We start from the raw sequence: 18878 nt of genomic DNA on the forward strand, positions 1-18878 counted from the left end.
TATCAGCGAGGAGTGAAAGTAGGTGGTAGATTTTGGAAGAGTAATTACAGCAATGGTAACGCCGTTTAAGCAAGACGGCAGCGTAGATTATGCTGTAGCAGAAAAATTAGCTGCATATTTAGCAGATAATGGCAGCGATACTTTGGTAGTGTGCGGAACAACAGGCGAATCGCCTACCTTAAGTTGGGATGAAGAGTACCAATTATTTCAAGTTGTGCTGCAAGCAGTAGCCAAAAAAGCTTTGGTGATGGCAGGGACAGGATCTAATTCGACCACAGAAGCGATCGCAGCTACCCAAAAAGCAGCTAAAATAGGAGTACATGGATCGCTGCAAGTCGTTCCTTATTACAACAAGCCCCCTCAAGCTGGATTGTATCAACACTTTGCTGCGATCGCACGAGCTTGCCCCGATCTGCCGTTAGTGTTGTATAACATTCCCGGTCGTACAGGGCAAAATATGTTACCGGAAACTATAGCTCGTTTAGCTCAAGTAGAGAATATAGTTGCCGTTAAAGAAGCAACGGGGAACTTAGACCAAGCTAGTGAGATTCGGCGCTTAACACCTAGTGAATTTCAAATTTATTCTGGTGATGATTCTTTAACACTGCCCTTATTAGCTGTAGGTGGCAAAGGAGTAATTAGCGTAGCAAGTCACCTGGTGGGCAATCAACTGCAACAAATGATCCGCGCCTTTGAGACAGGGAACAATCAAGTTGCAACTCAAATTCATTTAAACCTTCTACCATTGTTCAAATCACTATTTATTACTACTAACCCAATTCCCCTAAAAATAGCGCTCAAACTCACAGGTTGGGACGTTGGTTCTACTCGTTTGCCTTTGCAGTGCGACGAACAAGACAAGATAGAACTAGCTCTCAAAGATATTCTTAAAGATATTGCTACTAGCACTAAAGATTTATCGGCAATAACTAATTAAATGCTCTGACTGACTGCAAGCTAGCTTGAATAAATATTAATTGAGTTGAGAAGAAACACAATTTTAAAACTCAACTAGGGCTAACTTATACAATTTTTTCTCAATCGCTAACAAATTATTTCTCGAAGGATATAATATGACCAAATCATCACCAACAATCAAAATTATTCCACTAGGCGGTTTGCACGAAATTGGTAAAAATACTTGTGTCTTTGAGTGCGAAGACGAAATTATTTTACTAGATGCAGGACTGGCTTTTCCTACCGATGGTATGCATGGCGTAAATATCGTGCTGCCAGATATGACGTATTTGCGCGAAAATCGCCATAAAATCAAAGGCATGATTGTCACACACGGTCATGAAGACCATATTGGCGGTATTGCCTTCCACTTAAAACAGTTAGAAATTCCCGTTATTTACGGTCCTCGGTTGGCAATGGCAATGCTAGAGGGCAAACTAGAAGAAGCTGGAGTACGCGATCGCACTGAGCTAAGATCGGTACGTCCCCGCGATATGGTCCGCTTGGGTTCGCACTTTGTAGTTGAGTTTATCCGCAATACTCACTCTATCGCCGATAGTTTCACCGTTGCTTTACATACGCCAGCAGGGATAATTATTCACACGGGAGACTTCAAATTCGACCATACGCCCGTAGATGGAGAACATTTTGATATTCAACGGCTAGCAGAACACGGCGAAAAAGGCGTACTATGCCTAATTAGCGATTCTACCAATTCGGAAATACCAGGACACACCCCTTCAGAGCGATCGGTTTATCCTAACTTAGCGCGAGTATTTAGCGAAGCCAAAGGCAGACTATTAGTTACAACTTTTGCTTCTTCCGTACACAGAATTAATATGATTTTGGAACTAGCAAAGCTGCAAAATCGTGTAGTCGGTGTAGTAGGGCGCTCGATGTTAAACTTAATTGCCCACGCTCGAAATTTGGGTTATATCAAGTGCGAAGATAATTTGCTGCAACCATTGCAAGCAATTCGCAACCTACCAGACGAGAAAGTATTGATTCTGACTACAGGTTCGCAGGGAGAACCAATGTCAGCCATGACGCGCATTTCTAAAGGCGAACACCAGCACATCAAAATTCGTCCAGGCGATACTGTTGTATTTTCAGCTAATCCTATTCCAGGTAACACAATAGCTGTAGTCAATACAATCGATCGCTTGATGATGCAAGGTGCTAACGTAATTTACGGGCGCGAAAAAGGCTTGCACGTATCTGGACACGGTTGCCAAGAAGATCAAAAATTGATGATTGCTTTGACTAAGCCCAAGTTTTTCCTACCAGTTCACGGCGAACACCGGATGCTAATCAAGCACTCTCAGACAGCACAGAGTACGGGCATACCTGCTGAGAATATGGTAATTATTCAGAATGGCGATGTGGTAGAAGTGTCACCAGAGGCTATTCGCGTCGCTGGGAAAGTGCCATCAGGTGTCGAATTGGTCGATATGTCGCGTACCGGAATAGTAAGCGATCGCGTCCTTAAAGAGCGCCAGCAAATGGCAGAAGAAGGTACAATCGTCATCGCCGCTGCTGTAGATTGGCAAGGCAAATTGATGATGAAGCCAGAGATTCACGTCCGAGGTGTAGTTACTTCCATTGAGCGATCGCTTCTGCAAAAATGGGTACAAGAGCGGATGGAACAAGTATTAAGCGATCGTTGGTCTAGTTTTGCTCAATTCGTTAACGGCGAACCTGTAGAAGTAGATTGGGCAGGCGTACAAGTGCAGTTAGAACGCGAATTACAACGTGCTATTCGCCGCGAGTTGCAATGTCAGCCATCAATTATCCTTTTGATGCAGACTCCAGATGAGCCAGCAGCTAAGGCAGTCGATGGGCGTAGGCGGCGACGGACAACCGCTCAAGTAGCTGCATCTTAAGCACTAGAACGCAAGTAATTTAAGTTAGGTGGAGGGTTTAGCAATGACTCTTCACCTAATTTTTTGTTCGCTTATATCTGTTCTGTATCTAATGCTACTTGTTTTTACTAAGAGGTTTGCCAACGAGTATAGTTGAACTGAGTATTTATTTACTGAAAAAGCTGTAATGAATATAGCGATAGATAGACTTACAGCCTCTAAACACTTGAGAAATTTATGTACTAAGTCTAATGCCTTCTTAGCGGATTACTGACTACCTTAAATATAGAGCTTTAATTTTTACCTGACGGCACTACGTAAGTAAGGCTTGTATATTTGTGGATTTTAGCCTTAGAGACTTCGCAAATCATACTAAGGAGTCTACATCTAAGTGCGATCGCTGAAGTTGAAGATCCTGCAATGGGAAAGTTCAGTGATGTCTCTAATTCGTCCTTAGGAAACTTCAGGCAATATAAAAACAAATCAAAGGGCTGCGACTTGAGGGACAACCAAAAGAAAACAGCATTCCTTCCGAAAACTCCGTTAAACCTCTGTAGATATTTTTAGATAGTTAAATTTACCCGATTAAAACAAGAGAGAGTGAGTTATGAACTTAAATACATCCATCGCCAACCCCAACTCCTTAAATTCTCCTGTTGCTAAATTCACTGCTACTATGTTGAAAACTCTGCGCCAACGCCTAGACCGAGTAGAAGTCTGCAATCCTAAACTTGCACATCGTTTGTGCCAACTAATTCCTGCACAATGTCCGTTCGAGCGCGATATCACTTTATTTGGTCGCAAGTTATTTCATATTCCACCAATGTGCAAGCTCAATCCTTTATATGAAGAAGTAGTTGCATTACGCTTCCGAGCGCTGTGCTATTTGGCTGACGAATGTGGAGAGGATATTACAGCCTACTGCTAAGTCTCAAGATAAGAAAGCACTCATTACTAGCTAGTTCAGTCGGTTAAAGCTCAATACATTATCTCGTTGGTATGTAGTTAGCGATTTTCTCTCCAACTTAATCGATAAACTACCCAAATTAAGCCAAAAAGAATTTTTCCTATTTGATTAAATACCTAAAGTATAGTCGCACTGCTTGCGTGTAATGCATTGCAGTTAAAATTGCGCTCTTTACTGTAGTACAATGCTTGCAGATTATATTCAGGCTCGTTTGCGTCTAACTAAACATTTAGCTACATTCCACACCAAACAGCGAACAAATGTTTATAACTAGACATGAGCTAACGATCGCTTGTAACTGACAAGGAGCATTGCAATTATGAGGTTATTTCGCAAGCAAGCCTCAAAGATAAAGCCAGAAATAGCCCACTCTAATATTGATTTTTGGCAAGAACTAGGAAAAACAGTAAAACTAGCAACTATATTATTTTTACTCGTAGGTAGTTGGGGAACAATAGAAGTTGCCCAAGCTGAAACTGCACGTATTGATGACATTACTATAGAGCGCCAACCTGATGAAACCTACGAAAGCCTAATCGGGCGTGCAGAAGCCGCAGCCAGGTCAGCAGTTCAACAAGGCTTTGACCAAGGCAATCGAGTAACTGATGTTTCTGTAGTCGTTCTAGGGCAGAATCAAGGCACAATTGCCCCCGTGTTGACAGTAGAACTCAGCCGCCCGCAGTGGAATAGTAGCGAGGTGCAAAGCGGTACTACTTATTTTAGTAGTGCGCGATCGCTGTTAGGTTTAGAAGAGCAACAATTAGCTAATACTAATAATCTCAATCCCAATCAACCTTCGTCATCAGAAACTCCCCCAACTCCACCCGAAGGACAACAAAACAACTCTAATGCACCTGGTAGTTCTAGAGAAGTTATTAATAACACCCCAATTCAACCAATAACACCTCCTACCCCACCAGGAGCTACACCTACTTCCAGCCCTATTCCTGGCGGTCCGGCTCTAACTCCAAATCCCCAACAACCTAGTACGCCGGAAACTTCTCCAAGCGATACTTCAACTCCCAGTAGCACGCCGCAGAACGATACTGCTCCTCCAGTTAATAATGCGACACCGTCAACTACAAGTCCAAATTCAGTTAACGAGTCAAATCCGCAGATTACTCCGCCTCCAGTTAATGATACTACGCCGCAAATTACTGGTCCGACTCCAACTAATCAGCCAAGCTTGCCGCAGGGAACTCCCTCTAATAGTACAAATCCCAATACTCCTACACTACCTTAGAATTGCGATCGCCTGGCAACCTATCGCTCTATCTAGAACCAGTGGATGCTCTATACTAGAAAGGTTGTGAAAAAATTGCAGGAGTCATCATGGCAGTTCCCAAGAAGAAAACATCAAAGTCAAAGCGAGATAAGCGTAGAGCAACCTGGAGACACAAAGCAGCAGTAGAAGCTCAAAAAGCGCTCTCTCTTGGCAAATCAATTTTGAGCGGACGTTCTAAGTTTGTTTATCCGACTGGTGAAGAAGAGTCGGAAGAAGAATAAGTTTATTAGCGGCGATGATTGAAAAAAGCCAACGGCTAAAAGCCCGTTGGCGCTGACGTGTAAAAATGTATTTGGATGCCCTAAAATTTGCAGGCTAAAGTAAAGCCTGTAATAGTCTTGTTGGCTACTAAAGGAGTTCCATCAGCTTATATTACTGAGCATATTCTCCAACTCACAAGCCTAAAACTCGTGCTAGTAATAGTGAAGATTTACATTTAAGCTTGGTGATGGAACAACAATCCCCAAAAGAAATAGCTATCGACGTTTGGGAATACAAACCTTGGTGGTGTCAGCCTTGGTCTATATTGCTTACAGGTATCGCCCTAATTAGTGGTAGTTGGTTGCTGTTACACAAAATTTGGCTAACAGCGATCGCTTCTGTGCCTGTAATAATATGGATGAGTTACTTTATTTTGTTGTATCCCAAGCTAGTACAGCGCAATATTAACCTTTCTCAGAGCGAACCAAAATAATACCTACTATTGCATACTATCTACCTTTATCTACGAATTAGCTGTCAGTTTCTATACCTGTAGATAGATGCACGAATTTAAAAAAGATAAACTATTTGTTCGGTTCTACAACTTTCTATTGAGTAGTTGCGATCGCATCCTTCGCATAGGTGACGGAACGAACCATGTTAGCGAAGCGCCAGTGCAGGAAGCCGTAGGCGTTAGGCGTTAGCATCTAGAACACAAAAGACACGCAGGAACGAAATCTTAAATCTTCAAATAGTTTTCGTGTAAGTCCTAATAGAAATAGAAATCTTCTTCTTAATTTGTTTTACTATCAGTACCCTAATTATTTAGGTGCTTAATTTAACTGGATACAGAAGTAGGAAAGCAGTCGGAAAATTAGCAATCCACCTACTTTTCTCGTCAAAGTTACTCACTAATGCAAAATGTATAGTTTTTTGCCGAGCTAGCTAATTTGGTTAAATAATGGTAAAGAAATGGTTATGCAATAGAAATAGAATTCTTACGTATATGAACTTTTTCTCTTATTTAGCTAGCTATTTCGATTTCGATCTCAAAATTTTGCCTTACTGTATAGGACTTTCCCTAGATATTCTTATTCTTTATCCTTTGCTGACTTATTTCAAATGGCATCTTCTTAGCCGCTTAGGTGTAACTTTAAAAGATAAAGAAGTCATTTTTTCTAGCCGCAAAAACAATTTTAATTTAGCTTATTTTGTTAATAAATATGGAGATCGCAATCTTCGGATTGCAGACGGGTTATCTCGCAAGCTGCTCCACATTTTTTCAGGAATATGGCATTTAGTCTTCTTGAATTTAGTTATTCAAGATACTCGAATAGCGTGGCAAGCTGCTTTTGTTAAAAGTCTACTTATAATTGCACTTTGCAGCCTCAGTTATTCTTCAAATAAAGTATTTGGATTGGCTGGAATAATGTATGGTGCGACTAGCAGGATTCGGGATGGACTAGATGGGAGAAAGAATTTTTTTATTGCTCAACTTGCTTTTTTAAATTTATATGTTTTAGTTTTTATAGAATATATTGCTAGAAAAAATATAAGTAATGAAGATAATTTAATATTTTTCTCTTTCTTTATCTTCTTGCCCTTAATTATAGGTGATGCTTTAGGTGAAATTATTGGGACTATTTGGGGAAAACAAAAAATACGAGTATGGGGAGTTGGGCAAATTAATAGAAAATCTGTGTTAGGGACAGTTTCAGTTTTCTTAGGAAGCTTGCTGCCCTTATTATTAGTAGTTTCATTAAATAATTTGCCTGCGGAGTGGTGGTTGCTTTGCTTAAGTGTGGCAGCGACTACATCTACTATTGAATTAATTGCCCCTAGAAGTACAGACAACTTTTTCATTCCTGTAGGAAATGCCCTAGTTTGCCTGATATTTGCCGTTTATGTTATTCACCTCTAAAGGCAAAAAATCTTATATTAGCTTGTCAGAAGTTGAAAGCCAAATTGCTTAAGCTGCGATCGCTGCTACCAAAAATAAGCTATCTACTAAAATCGTACTCAAAACTGCACCACCAAACGCCCACCAATGCAATTGCCCAGAACGTAAAGGCAATATACCGCAAACTAATAGCACGCTAGCTAGTAGTATTGCCCAACTTAGCCCCCAAGGTGTTTGCACTTGCACTAAAGCACTTTGTAAGACTGATGGTACTAAATCGGCATCTACACGCATAATTTGCCGCCAACAGGGAATTAAATCTACCAAGTAGAAATAAACATCCGTTAGCACCGTACCCAGCAAAGAACCCAAATAAAAATAATTGCCTACCTTACCCCAGCCGCGCCGGAGACAAACGATCGCAAACGGCAAAGCGATCGCCTCTACAGGCAAGTGCAACAAGGGTTCCCAACGCAGCCAACCCCAGTAGATTGAGCCAGCCAGCCAACTCCAACTAAAGCCGAGTAACAAATCGCCCCAAGTATAAGTAGCTGTTTTATCCATCAACTTATAACTTAGCCATACCAAGCCAGCAGTGAGCGTCAAACTCAGCCCTGGATGCGATCGCACTAATGGCGCTTCAACAAATACTGGTACTGTTACCAAAAAAACTGCTGCGACAAAAACTAACCAGGCTTGCTTAGAGCCAACTTTCCACGCCAAACTTGCAGCAGAACTGCTGTTAGTAACTGGCTCTATAGGAGTGGTAGAGACGGTGTAAGAAGACAAGGTATTGTTTACCAACCTATTATTAAATATACTTAACTTAACTTAATCTTACTTAAAGATAGCATGACATCGATCCCCCCCAGGGGCATATTTATAATACCTTAATTATTGGGATTGCGGATAGATTGGAGATAAAAGGGACTACAGGGGGTAGGAGACAAGGGGAATTTACTTTCTTTTAACCTGCTTTTTTGGCTTGTACTTTACATTGGGATGGAAGTGTTTCACGCTTTAACTTGAACTAGGCATGGCTACATATAAGTAAAAACAGAATTATGGCTTCACTTAGAAATAGAACATTGATGCTGATTGGTGCAGGAACAACAGCTTTGGCAGTTATTTCATTACCTGTAAAAGTAATTAGTCAGACAAACACTGCTCCAGCAACAGGGCAAATGAACATATTTCAAGCCATTATTCTGGGGATGGTGCAAGGGCTAACAGAATTTTTGCCCATAAGCAGCACCGCCCACCTCAAAGTAGTACCAATAATACTAGGCTGGGGAGATCCAGGAGTAGCCTTCACCGCCGTAATTCAACTAGGGAGTATAGCCGCTGTACTGTGGTATTTTTGGAGCGATTTAAGCAAAATTACCACCGGAGCGATCGCTGCACTCCAAGAAAAAAACTATAAATCTTACGACTTGCGCCTAGCCATCGGCATTATCCTCGGAACAATACCCATAGTATTTTGCGGACTACTAATAAAAGCATTGATTCCAGACTTCGACAACTCACCCATACGCAGTTTAGGGGCAATAGCGATCGCTTCCATAGTCATGTCCCTACTACTAGGACTAGCAGAACAAACAGGCAAGCGCACGCGAGACTTTGAACATCTAACTCTCAAAGACGGCATATTAATGGGATTAGCACAATCTTTATCTTTAATCCCAGGAGTATCCCGTTCCGGTTCCACCCTAACTGCTGGCTTATTCATGGGCTTAGAAAGAGCAGCCGCCGCCAGATTTTCCTTTCTTTTAGGCATACCAGCCATCACTCTAGCTGGAATAGTAGAACTAAAAGGAGCATTAGAACAAGGAATAAGCAACCAAGGCATAATTACAATAGTAGTAGGAGTAATATCAGCCGGAATCTTCTCCTACCTAGCGATCGCCTGGTTACTACGCTTCCTGCAAACTCAAAACACCTGGGTATTCGTCTGGTACAGACTAGCATTCGGGGCAGCAATCTTAGGTGCGATCGCCACCAAACTCCTACCAAACCTCTAAAACTCCTCTCTGCGTCCTCTGCGGTTTGTTCCTCTATGCCCCCCAATCCAGCCAAAATTACTAAAATACTGCCCAACACCATCGCCGCCGAAATGGGCTTTGAACCAGGAGATGCGATCGTATCAATCAACGGTACACCTCCCCGCGATCTAATCGACTATCAATTCCTCTGCGCCGACGAACTCTTAGAACTAGAAGTAGTAGACAAAACTGGAAAAACCCACCACATCGAGATCGAAAAAGACTACGACGAAGGATTAGGCTTAGAATTCGATACAGCCCTATTCGACAGCCTGATCCAGTGCAACAACCACTGTCCGTTTTGCTTCATCGATCAACAGCCCCCAGGCAAACGACAAAGCTTGTACCTTAAAGACGACGACTACCGCCTCAGCTTCCTCTACGGCTCATACCTTACCCTCACCAACCTCAGTCAAAAAGAATGGGCAAGAATAGAGCAAATGCGCCTCTCGCCCTTATATGTATCCGTACACGCTACCGAACCAGAAATTAGAACCAGACTACTCAAAAACCCCCGCGCTGGGGAAATATTGCAACACCTAAAATGGTTCCAAAAAAAGCGGCTGCAAATACACGCTCAAGTAGTAGTATGCCCAGGAATCAATGACGGCATCCATTTAGAAAAAACCCTGCAAGACTTAGCAGCATTCCACAAAGGCGAAATCCCCGCAGTAGCATCGGTAGCCGTAGTACCCGTAGGGTTAACCAAATTTCGCCCCAGCCAAGACGAACTCATACCAGTCACCCCCGAAAAAGCCGCCGAAGTAATTGAGCAAGTGCGATCGCTGCAAGCAAAATTCCGTACTTCCTTAAAATCTACATTTGCTTGGCTAGCTGACGAATGGTTCTTAATTGCTGGGGAAGAACTACCCCCCGAATCGCACTACGAAAACTATCCGCAAATAGACAACGGCGTAGGTTCGATTCGTTCTTTTCTCAAGCAATTTCAAATGGCTGCTCAAAAATTACCCGATCGCGTAACCCCGCGCAAATTTACCTGGGTAGTAGGTAACGCTGTCGAAAAAGCATTTCAACCAATCTTGCAACGCCTAAATCAAGTTGAAGGGTTAGAAGTAAACATGATTGCTTTGTGTAGCAATTATTGGGGACAAAGCATCACCGTTACAGGCTTATTAACTGGACAAGATTTATTTTTCGGCTTACAACAGAAGAGTTTGGGTAATGGAGTCCTGCTACCTGCTATGATGCTTAAGCATGGCGATACTTGTTTTTTAGACGACATGACAGTTGCAGAACTAGGTTGGAAACTCAGTACACCGATTTTGCCCGTCCGAGGAGTTGAAGAGCTAATCGAGACTTGTATTAAATAATGCCTATAAAATTCAGTTTAACCGTACTGAGACCGAAGTCGGGATCGGCTCTTGCTAAAGCGCCAAAAAACAATAGAATCTTATCTATTGCCTGCTGTTTGTTACCTGTTGCCTCTAGTTTTTTAGTCTCATCGCCAACACTAGCAGCAGAAAAAGAAGTATTAGGAGTAGTTAGAAGCGGCGACAATGCGAGTCAGTGGGCAAGCATTAGTAAGCGCTTGCAAGCATCGGGAGTTAATTATTGCATCATTGACTTAGTAGATGTTAGAAGTGCAACAGACTTGAGCGATCGCCCAGTGGTATTTTTGCCTGGAGTAGAGACATTAACACCCGCTCAAGCGATCGCCTTAGAAGCATGGGTGAGTCGAGGCGGCAAAGTAATTACTAGCGGCGCAGTTGGCGATAAAAGTCAGCCAGGCGTAAGACAACTTTTGCGATCGCTATTAGGCGCATATTGGGGTTACGGTTTTAGATCGCCATCAAAACTGCAACCACTCAAAACTAACCATCAGCAATGGGTACGCGACTCGTTAGGCGGTACAGCTTGGGGAGGTGCAGTAGTTCCTACCAGCGTTACTAGCCAAACGGCTGCTATCTGGCAAGTCGGCGACACCCCTTCCGCAGTTGTCACCACAGAAAGAGCCACAATTTTAGGTTGGAATTGGGGAGCAACTTCCGCAGCAAATCCAGAATTTGATACAAATTGGTTGCGTGCAGCCCTCAGTCGTCACGTTAAGCTAGCAACTAATGCTAATATTCCCAACCCCAAAAATTGCAACGGTAGCATAGCATCAGCTACACCCGTCTCCCAAAGCACCAACCAAACCCAAGTCAAGCCCACTTGGCAAAATAATAACTCCTCAAATTTAATTCAATCAGTTGCTACTGGAAGTTCGATAAATCGAGTTCCAAATGCCACAAGAAATCAATTAGACGAGCCTATAGATCGTTTAGCACCCAGAGGTTTAGTTCCTCCTAATTCCAAAGCGCCCATTAGCAGCGTCGAGGCTTTTGCCCTCCAACAAGAATTAAATAACCTCATTGGTAGATTTGAGAGCGCCCAGCTAGCAGCAAATTCTAGAGGTAATAGTCCTGTCTCCACAACAGAAATAGCTAGTTCTAAAATTAGGGCAGTACCCCAACCTACTACGCAAGCTTTAATAGATGCTAAAAAAATAGCGGAAAGATTACCGCAGCTAGTTAAAGCGAGAAACTATACAGCCGCAAGGCAAGAATGGCTCAAAGCTTCTCAATTATTGTGGAAACACTACCCTACAGACCGCCCATTAGCGCAAAGTGAAATTAGAGCAATTTGGTTAGATCGAGGTACAATCGTCCGCGCTGGTTCCGAACAGGGACTTGCAAAAGTATTTGACAAGCTAGCAGCGGCGGGAATTAATACAGTTTTCCTCGAAACTGTCAACGCAGGTTATCCCATCTACCCCAGCAAAGTCGCACCGCAATCTAATCCTTTAATTAGAGGTTGGGACCCTTTAGCCTCTGGAGTCAAACTAGCTCACCAGCGAGGAATGGAGTTGCACGCTTGGGTGTGGGCTTTTGCTGCTGGCAATCAACGCCATAACAAAATTTTAAATCTGCCTGCGAACTATCCAGGACCAGTAATTTCGGCTCATCCAGATTGGGCAAGTTATGATAATCGAGGCAGTTTGTTTCCTTACGGGCAAGCTAAACCATTTTTAGATCCGGCAAATCCAGCAGCACGTAAGTATTTACTCGATTTGTACGACGAGATTGCTAGCCGCTACGATATCGACGGTTTTCAACTAGATTACATTCGCTATCCGTTTCAAGATCCTAGCGCCGATCGCACCTACGGCTATGGTAGGGCAGCAAGGCAGCAGTTTAAGCAATTAACTGGGGTAGATCCGACCAAAATTAGTCCGCGCGATCGCGTTTTGTGGCAAAAATGGACTGATTTTCGCACCAAGCAAATTGATTCTTTTGTCGCCCAAGTATCGCGGCAGTTAAAAGCCAAGCGCCCTAACATAATTACATCTGTTGCTGTATTTCCGCTTTCTGAAGCCGAACGCTTGCAAAAACTCCAACAGCACTGGGAAGTCTGGGCGCGGCGCGGTGATGTGGATTTAGTTATTCCCATGACTTACGCGCTGGATACTTATCGGTTCCAACGCCTAGCTCAACCTTGGATTGGTTCGATTAAATTAGGTTCGGCGCTAGTAGTACCAGGAATTCGCTTGCTCAACTTATCTTTGCCTGTAGCAGTCGATCAAATTCAGCTATCACGAGATTTACCAATTAGCGGTTACGCGCTATTTGCAGCCGAAAATCTTGATGGCGACTTGCAAACAATCTTCCAGCGGACTCAAGGCAACGAAAAAGAGCCGATTCCTTATCGTCAGCCTTTTCACACTGCGGCGGCTCGATTTATGGCATTGCAGCAAGAATGGAGTTATCTAGCAGAAAATAATCAATTAGTATTACCAAATACTGGGCGATCGTCTTTCAATGCTAAGGCGCAAGTTTTAGAAGAAGCTTTAAATGAACTTGCCGATCGTCCTAGTGCTAGGCGGTTAACTGTAGCTAAGGCGGCTTTACTTGACTTTGAAACTCAATTTACAGCTTGGATGCGCTTTCACCGAGTCAAAAATCCTTATCAATTTAAAGTCTGGTCGAATCGGTTAGATACTTTAGATCGATTGTTAGTATATGGCGATCGCATTGTTTTGCAGCAAAAATTACCGCCTGTAGCTGAAAATAAGCGTTAAGATAGGCGATCGCATTTTAGCTTATGGTAGAAGTGCGATCGTCAGTACAGCTAGATGAACAATCAATTGTTTGAGTCTTTTCAGACTGCTTATAGAAACTTAGAACTGCAACCATTAATACATCAAGCCGAATTAGATAAGTTTAGAGTAGACTATTGCCACGAAGTTATTGAAGAATTGCAGCAATTAGTAGAAGATAGCCCAGCAGCCGATAGTAAGATTATGTTTACTGGGCATAGAGGTTGTGGGAAATCTACTTTATTAGCTGAATTTAGCAAACAGTGCGAGACTAAATACTTTGTAGTGTTATTTTCGATAGCTAACACTATTGAAATGTCAGATGTCAACCATATTAATATTTTGTTTGCTATTGCAATTAATTTGATGCAAGCAGCCGAAGAGCATAAATTGCAAATATCTAAATCAGCGAAAGATACCTTCCATCAATGGTTTGCCGAACACACTCAGACTAAAATCGATACTATAGGTGCTGAAACTTCTGTTGGTTTCGATCTATTTAAAATAATTGCTGGAAAACTGAAAGCTGATGCAATTATCCGTGAAGAAATTAAGCTTAAATTTCAAAGAAAATAACAGACTTAATTGCTCGAATAAATGAAATTGCTGCAACTATTCAAGTTGCAACATCAAAAGAAATTATTGTAATAATTGACGATTTAGATAAGTTAGAGTTAGGAGTCGTTAATGAAGTCTACAAAGATAATATTAAAGCCTTATGTCTACCTGCTTTTCAATATAATATACACATTTCCTATCGCAGCCTTAAGAGATAAATTTTTAAAGCCGATTATTGAAGCCGAAACAAATGACCAAGTTGTTGCTATGCCAGTATTAAAGTTATTTCCGAAAGGAGATAGCCGCCTAGCTGGAGCAATCCCCAGAGATGAAGTAATTAAATTATTTAGTGAAATTTTAAATAAAAGGATAGATGAGAAACTTATAACAGCAGAGGCTCAACAAAAGTTGATAATTTATAGTGGGGGAGTATTAAGAGAATTAATCAGAATTACTAATGAATGTTGTAGAATTTGCTTGCGGCTTATTCGTCGTCATCGAGATGTACTTATTGATGATGCGATTTTAGAAGAAGCAATAAATGATTTAAGAAATGACTACACTTTACCTTTAGGGAGAGTAGATTACGGAATTTTGCAAGTTGTATATAATAAATATATGCCGGAAGATCCCAAGCAATCTGAGTTTTTAGAATTGCTGCATGGTCTACATATTCTAGAGTATCGCAACAGGCAGATTTGGTATGACGTTCACCCCATAATTGTAGAAATTTTGAGAGATAGAGGTTTGATTAATGGTAGCTAAAACCTCAACTAATGTAGAAATTAATAACGAAGATAGTTATGACGATTTGCTAGTCTCGATTGAGGTTAGTGTCGGGATGTTGAGCATATTAATTGCTGTTTGCGACGATAGCAATTTAAGAGAAGAGATAATTACGAGATATGAAAGTGCATTAAGTTCAGATATTCGTAACTTTAAATTAACGATACAAAGAGGAGAGCCAAGCTTAAAGACTGCGATCGCTCAATTAGTAGAAAATAATGAATATCTGCAAACTGGTGGTAAAGCTGTCATAACTGTAACAGGTACAGAACAGCTATATTTTCTCAAACTTGGTGCTGAAAAGTCAGAACAAGAAATTTTCTTTGGTTACTTACAATGGACGCGAGAAGCTTTACAAGAATTTTCCTATCCTATTGTTTTATGGGTAACAAACCAAATGTTAGTAAATTTAAGCAAAAAAGCTCCTGATTTTTGGAGTTGGCGTAAAGGTGTGTTTAGATTTGCAAGTAAAAAGACAAATGCGATTTTAGGAAAGCATATTAATCTATTAGGTATAGATTTAGAAGATCAAAATTTGGCAGATATTAATGAAGATAATCCTTATTTTCTACCAATTGAGGACTTAAAAGCTTTAATTGCATATATAGAGCAACAGCGAGGAGTAGAAGATCCTAGTTTAGCTACTCTATACACTAGAGTAGGACAAATATATAAAAGACGATTAGAAAATAGCGAAGCTCAAAACTATCAAATAGAACAAAATTTAGCAATTGAGTATTTTCACAAAGCTGCTGAGTTGCAAACCAAACTAAGTAAGTCTCTGGATTTAGCTAGTACACTCAATAATTTAGCCTTGTTATACCAAGCTAAAGGAATATATAAAAGAGCAGAATTTCTATATATAAAAACATTAGAAATTATGAATAAGGAAGGTTTGCCAGAAGCGAATCTTAATATTGTTGCTGTCTCAAATAATTTAGCAGGACTTTACCGCATTCAAGGTTGTTATCGAGAAGCAGAAGATTTATATAAACAAGTTATAGAAATGATTACGCAATTAAGAGGAATAGATCATCCTGATGTTGCTGCTAGTCTCAACAATCTAGCACTATTATACTACGATACAGGTCGCTATGAAGAAGCTGAATCTTTGTATTCGCTGGCTTTAAAGACGAATCAAAAATCGTTAGGAGAAGATCATCCTGCTTTTGCTGCTAATATCAATAATTTAGCACGACTATACCAAGCTCAAGGTCGCTACGAAGAAGCCGAACCTTTATATATGCAAGCATTAGAAATTAGAATTCGCTTGTTAGGGAAAGAGCATCCTGAAGTCGCTGCAAGCCTAAACAATCTAGCATTATTTTATTACTATCAAGGTCGTTATGAAGAAGCAAAACCTCTGTTCCTGCAAGCATTGAAACTAGGGCAACAACTACTAGGAGAAAAACATCCCCATATTGCATCTACTTTGAATAATTTAGCTTTAATTTATCAAGCTGAAGGACACTACCAAGAAGCAACAAATTTATATTCACAAGCCTTACAAATTTGCGAACAAGAATTAGCAGTAGACAATCCACTAACTATTACTATACGTAAAAATATGGACACCCTCTTCATAAGTATTGCTAATGTAGAGGTTTAATTTTGCTACACAACCCCTTGATATACGGCACGAAGCAGTATCGCTTGTCAATCCACAATTCAATAACTGGATGCGCTTTCACCGAGTTAAAAATCCTTATCAATTTAAAGTCTGGTCGAATCGGTTAGATACTTTAGATCGATCGCTTGTATATGGCGATCGCATTGTATTGCAGCAAAAATAATTGCTAGAAGCTGCGAGCGCATTTTATTTCTAGTTCGGCGCTTAATTGTTTGGAACTTTAACGGCGACATTTTCGCTAGTTTTTTTACCTGCTATAACTTTCGCTTTGGCTAAGTTGACGATTGTTGTCACTAACTCGGTAGGTGTAACAGGTTTGGTAAGATGGGCTTGAAAGCCTGCTTGCAGAGCATGGCTGCGGTCTTCTTCTCTAGCATAGGCAGTAAGAGCGATCGCTATTATTTGAGCATTTTGTACGGCTAAGGATCTCACCTTACGAATCAGCGTATAGCCATCTTCTTGAGGCATACCAATATCGCTGACTAAAATATCTAACTGCGTCGATTGCAAAACATTTAAAGCTTCAGCAGCAGAAGTCGCACAAGTTACTCGTGCGCCAAATTGTTCTAGCACCGTAACTACATAATCGCGGATATCAGCTTCATCATCGACGACAAGTATCTGCAAACCTTCTAAATTGAGGGCTGAATTTAGGACAATAGTAGGCTGTTGTGCATCCTCACACCTTGCCTTTAGTAAAGGCAAATTGACTGTAAATGTTGCCCCTAGTCCTTCTCCTGGGCTAGCAACATCAATAGTACCGCCATGCATTTCTACTAATTGACGCACGATCGCAAGCCCCAATCCCAAACCACCATGCGATCGCGTACTCGTGCTATCTGCTTGCTGGAAGCGGTTGAAGACATGAGGAAGAAATTCGGGTGCAATCCCTTTACCTGTATCGCGTACAGAAATTTGCACGCATTGGGATAGTCCGCTAATTACCCTGAGATGTACTTCGACAAGTCCGCCTTGGGGTGTAAACTTAATCGCATTGGTAAGCAAGTTCCAAACTATTTGTTGCAAGCGTTGGGCATCGCCTGCTACTAAGTTATGAGGCTCTAACTGAGATACAAGCTGAATATCTTTAGCAGCAGCGGACAGATGTACGGTATCGAGCGCAGCAGTAATAACATTTGCTATATCAGTAGGACAAAGTTGGAGTTTAATTTTGCCGTGAACTATCCGCGATATATCTAATAGATCCTCAATTAATTGATTTTGGACGGTAGCATTGCGCTCGATTGTCTCTAATGCTTTATTTGTAGTAGCTGCGTCAAACTTGCGCGATCTTAGCAGCTTTGCCCAACCCATAATGGCATTTAGTGGCGATCGCAGTTCGTGAGAAACTACAGCTAAAAACTCATCTTTAGAACGATTTGCCTTTTCTGCCTCTGCTCTTGCTGCTTGTTCTCGCGCCAACAAGTCAATTTTTTCTTGTTCTGCTTGTTTGCGATCGCTGATATCGCGTACAACTACTTGCGCTGCTAGTTTACCTTGGTAAGTAAAAGGAGAAGCAACTGCTTCCACGTTGACAGTTGTACCATCAAGCCGCACAAACGTTTCTTCAATCAAAGGTACGGCTTTTCCTACTTGTAACTGGTTTATACGCTGTTGGACTATAGGGCGATCGCTTTCGGCAACAAAATTCAATACCGATTTGCCAATCAACTGTTTTGGACTATTTGCACCCAACAATTTAGCCCCAGCAGAATTGATAAACACGATCTTACCTTCGCATTGAATCAAGATCGTGTCTGGTGACAATTCTACTAACCTTCTGTATCTATCTTCGCTTTCGCGCAGTATTGCCATATTCCGCCGCCGTTCGGCAAGTTCTGCTTGCGCTATCTGCCGATTTAAACGTTCGCGCTTGACTCTTTCTTTATACGTGCGGAAAAATTCAGCTAAAGCTGGCTCTTGTTCTACCAATGCCGCAAAATTGTCTTGTACTCGTTTGTCTGCTTCGTAAGAAACTTCTGGGTTTGCTTCCATCCAGACGTGACAAGTTTTGACGTAAGCCGCAAATGCTGCTAAATGCTGGTAATTGTCCCAGCCTAATATGCGGCGTAGTTCAGTACGGTAATCATCAGCATCTTCTCGTTCTAAAAATATAAATATCGAACAAATTAGTAAACTTTCTTCTAGCTCTGAATGTGCTGGAGGTAATTCTGTCAGCAAACTAGGATGAGTTGCCAGAATATTTAGATGTTTCTCAATCTCTTCTTCTATTGGCGGTGGCGATTCTAGTAGTGCTAAAACTTCATGGGCATCTAATCCCAAAGGGCGCAAGGTACAGCTATGACAGATCATGCAATAAGGAACAGAGCAAAAACGCGACAGGTAAGCAGAAAGCTTTTCTTTGAATACCGCAGACAAAGGATTATTTACATAGGCAATCAGCGTTTGCTGCCACAAATTTTCTAGCACTTGGGGATTTTGTAGTGCTGGACTGAAAAATGGCGGAAAGAAGCCAAATTTTTCCTCTATTTCTGCCTTAATTTCAGTGCTAGTCCGCATATTCCCCTATTTTTAGGCTGCTGTAAGTAAGTAGCACAAGCTACTTAACTTAATTTACAATTATATAGAGAATT

Annotated in this window: 13 protein-coding genes and 1 pseudogene; 12 read left to right on the forward strand and 2 right to left on the reverse strand. The window is 41.4% G+C overall.

The genetic code is table 11. The annotated features are described in order from the left end of the window. The first annotated feature begins 22 nt into the window (after positions 1 to 22). The 7 genes from dapA (at position 23) to UH38_RS22455 (ending at position 7193) form a co-directional block, all read left to right on the forward strand. The gene (gene dapA, locus UH38_RS22425) at positions 23 to 937 is read left to right on the forward strand and encodes a 4-hydroxy-tetrahydrodipicolinate synthase (RefSeq protein ID WP_045056933.1); all 915 of its coding nucleotides are present in this window, start codon (positions 23 to 25) and stop codon (positions 935 to 937) included. Between the two features lie 136 nt (positions 938 to 1073). Beyond that, the gene (locus UH38_RS22430) at positions 1074 to 2840 is read left to right on the forward strand and encodes a ribonuclease J (protein ID WP_045056934.1); all 1767 of its coding nucleotides are present in this window, start codon (positions 1074 to 1076) and stop codon (positions 2838 to 2840) included. Between the two features lie 655 nt (positions 2841 to 3495). Further along, the gene (locus UH38_RS22435) at positions 3496 to 3747 is read left to right on the forward strand and encodes a Mo-dependent nitrogenase C-terminal domain-containing protein (RefSeq protein WP_407640464.1); all 252 of its coding nucleotides are present in this window, start codon (positions 3496 to 3498) and stop codon (positions 3745 to 3747) included. Positions 3748 to 4105: 358 nt separating this feature from the next. After that, positions 4106 to 5029, forward strand: a complete 924-nt coding sequence (locus UH38_RS25075; RefSeq protein ID WP_052672525.1) for a hypothetical protein — start codon at positions 4106 to 4108, stop codon at positions 5027 to 5029. 89 nt (positions 5030 to 5118) lie between these two features. Beyond that, complete coding sequence (gene rpmF, locus UH38_RS22445) at positions 5119 to 5292, forward strand: 50S ribosomal protein L32 (protein ID WP_045056936.1); 174 nt, start codon at positions 5119 to 5121, stop codon at positions 5290 to 5292. Positions 5293 to 5519: 227 nt separating this feature from the next. After that, on the forward strand, positions 5520 to 5765 hold the full coding sequence (locus UH38_RS22450; RefSeq protein ID WP_045056937.1) for a DUF6737 family protein: 246 nt from the start codon (positions 5520 to 5522) through the stop codon (positions 5763 to 5765). A gap of 513 nt (positions 5766 to 6278) precedes the next feature. Further along, positions 6279 to 7193, forward strand: coding sequence for a diacylglycerol/polyprenol kinase family protein (locus tag UH38_RS22455; RefSeq protein WP_045056938.1), 915 nt, complete (start codon positions 6279 to 6281; stop codon positions 7191 to 7193). Between the two features lie 48 nt (positions 7194 to 7241). Here the strand turns inward: UH38_RS22455 and UH38_RS22460 are convergent, their stop codons facing one another. After that, entirely contained in the window at positions 7242 to 7976 is a 735-nt protein-coding gene (locus UH38_RS22460; protein WP_045056939.1) for a DUF3120 domain-containing protein, read from the reverse strand. Between the two features lie 260 nt (positions 7977 to 8236). Here UH38_RS22460 and UH38_RS22465 point away from each other — a divergent pair, with 260 nt between their 5' ends. The 5 genes and pseudogenes from UH38_RS22465 (at position 8237) to UH38_RS22485 (ending at position 16263) form a co-directional block, all read left to right on the forward strand. Next, complete coding sequence (locus UH38_RS22465; protein WP_045056940.1) at positions 8237 to 9193, forward strand: undecaprenyl-diphosphate phosphatase; 957 nt, start codon at positions 8237 to 8239, stop codon at positions 9191 to 9193. Positions 9194 to 9228: 35 nt separating this feature from the next. Beyond that, on the forward strand, positions 9229 to 10545 hold the full coding sequence (locus UH38_RS22470; protein WP_045056941.1) for a TIGR03279 family radical SAM protein: 1317 nt from the start codon (positions 9229 to 9231) through the stop codon (positions 10543 to 10545). After that, positions 10545 to 13292 carry a family 10 glycosylhydrolase gene (locus tag UH38_RS22475; RefSeq protein ID WP_052672526.1) on the forward strand — a complete coding sequence of 916 codons (2748 nt, stop codon included), beginning with the start codon at positions 10545 to 10547 and terminating at the stop codon, positions 13290 to 13292. The genes UH38_RS22470 and UH38_RS22475 overlap by 1 nt, the downstream gene beginning before the upstream one ends. Positions 13293 to 13346: 54 nt before the next feature. Further along, a pseudogene (locus UH38_RS28380) lies at positions 13347 to 14633 on the forward strand (P-loop NTPase fold protein). Continuing rightward, a complete protein-coding gene (locus UH38_RS22485; RefSeq protein WP_045056942.1) occupies positions 14623 to 16263 on the forward strand; it encodes a tetratricopeptide repeat protein in 1641 nt (546 codons plus the stop codon). Before UH38_RS28380 ends, UH38_RS22485 begins: the two are co-directional and overlap by 11 nt. A 225-nt stretch (positions 16264 to 16488) precedes the next feature. On the opposite strand, the gene UH38_RS22490 is transcribed toward UH38_RS22485, so the two are convergent. Next, complete coding sequence (locus tag UH38_RS22490; RefSeq protein WP_045056943.1) at positions 16489 to 18804, reverse strand: hybrid sensor histidine kinase/response regulator; 2316 nt, start codon at positions 18802 to 18804, stop codon at positions 16489 to 16491. Positions 18805 to 18878 lie beyond the last annotated feature (74 nt).

The sequence above is a fragment of the Aliterella atlantica CENA595 genome, assembly GCF_000952155.1.
GTDB classification, from domain to species: Bacteria; Cyanobacteriota; Cyanobacteriia; order Cyanobacteriales; family Chroococcidiopsidaceae; genus Aliterella; species Aliterella atlantica.

Bases quoted from the DNA above. Each gene is read 5' to 3' on its own strand.
- UH38_RS22450 (WP_045056937.1), top strand. From the start codon at position 5,520: ATGGAACAACAATCCCCAAAAGAAATAGCTATCGACGTTTGGGAATAC.
- UH38_RS22475 (WP_052672526.1), top strand. From the start codon at position 10,545: ATGCCTATAAAATTCAGTTTAACCGTACTGAGACCGAAGTCGGGATCG.
- UH38_RS22485 (WP_045056942.1), top strand. From the start codon at position 14,623: ATGGTAGCTAAAACCTCAACTAATGTAGAAATTAATAACGAAGATAGT.
- UH38_RS22465 (WP_045056940.1), top strand. From the start codon at position 8,237: ATGGCTTCACTTAGAAATAGAACATTGATGCTGATTGGTGCAGGAACA.
- UH38_RS22435 (WP_407640464.1), top strand. From the start codon at position 3,496: ATGTTGAAAACTCTGCGCCAACGCCTAGACCGAGTAGAAGTCTGCAAT.
- UH38_RS22455 (WP_045056938.1), top strand. From the start codon at position 6,279: ATGAACTTTTTCTCTTATTTAGCTAGCTATTTCGATTTCGATCTCAAA.
- UH38_RS25075 (WP_052672525.1), top strand. From the start codon at position 4,106: ATGAGGTTATTTCGCAAGCAAGCCTCAAAGATAAAGCCAGAAATAGCC.
- UH38_RS22470 (WP_045056941.1), top strand. From the start codon at position 9,229: ATGCCCCCCAATCCAGCCAAAATTACTAAAATACTGCCCAACACCATC.
- rpmF (WP_045056936.1), top strand. From the start codon at position 5,119: ATGGCAGTTCCCAAGAAGAAAACATCAAAGTCAAAGCGAGATAAGCGT.
- UH38_RS22490 (WP_045056943.1), bottom strand. From the start codon at position 18,804: ATGCGGACTAGCACTGAAATTAAGGCAGAAATAGAGGAAAAATTTGGC.
- UH38_RS22430 (WP_045056934.1), top strand. From the start codon at position 1,074: ATGACCAAATCATCACCAACAATCAAAATTATTCCACTAGGCGGTTTG.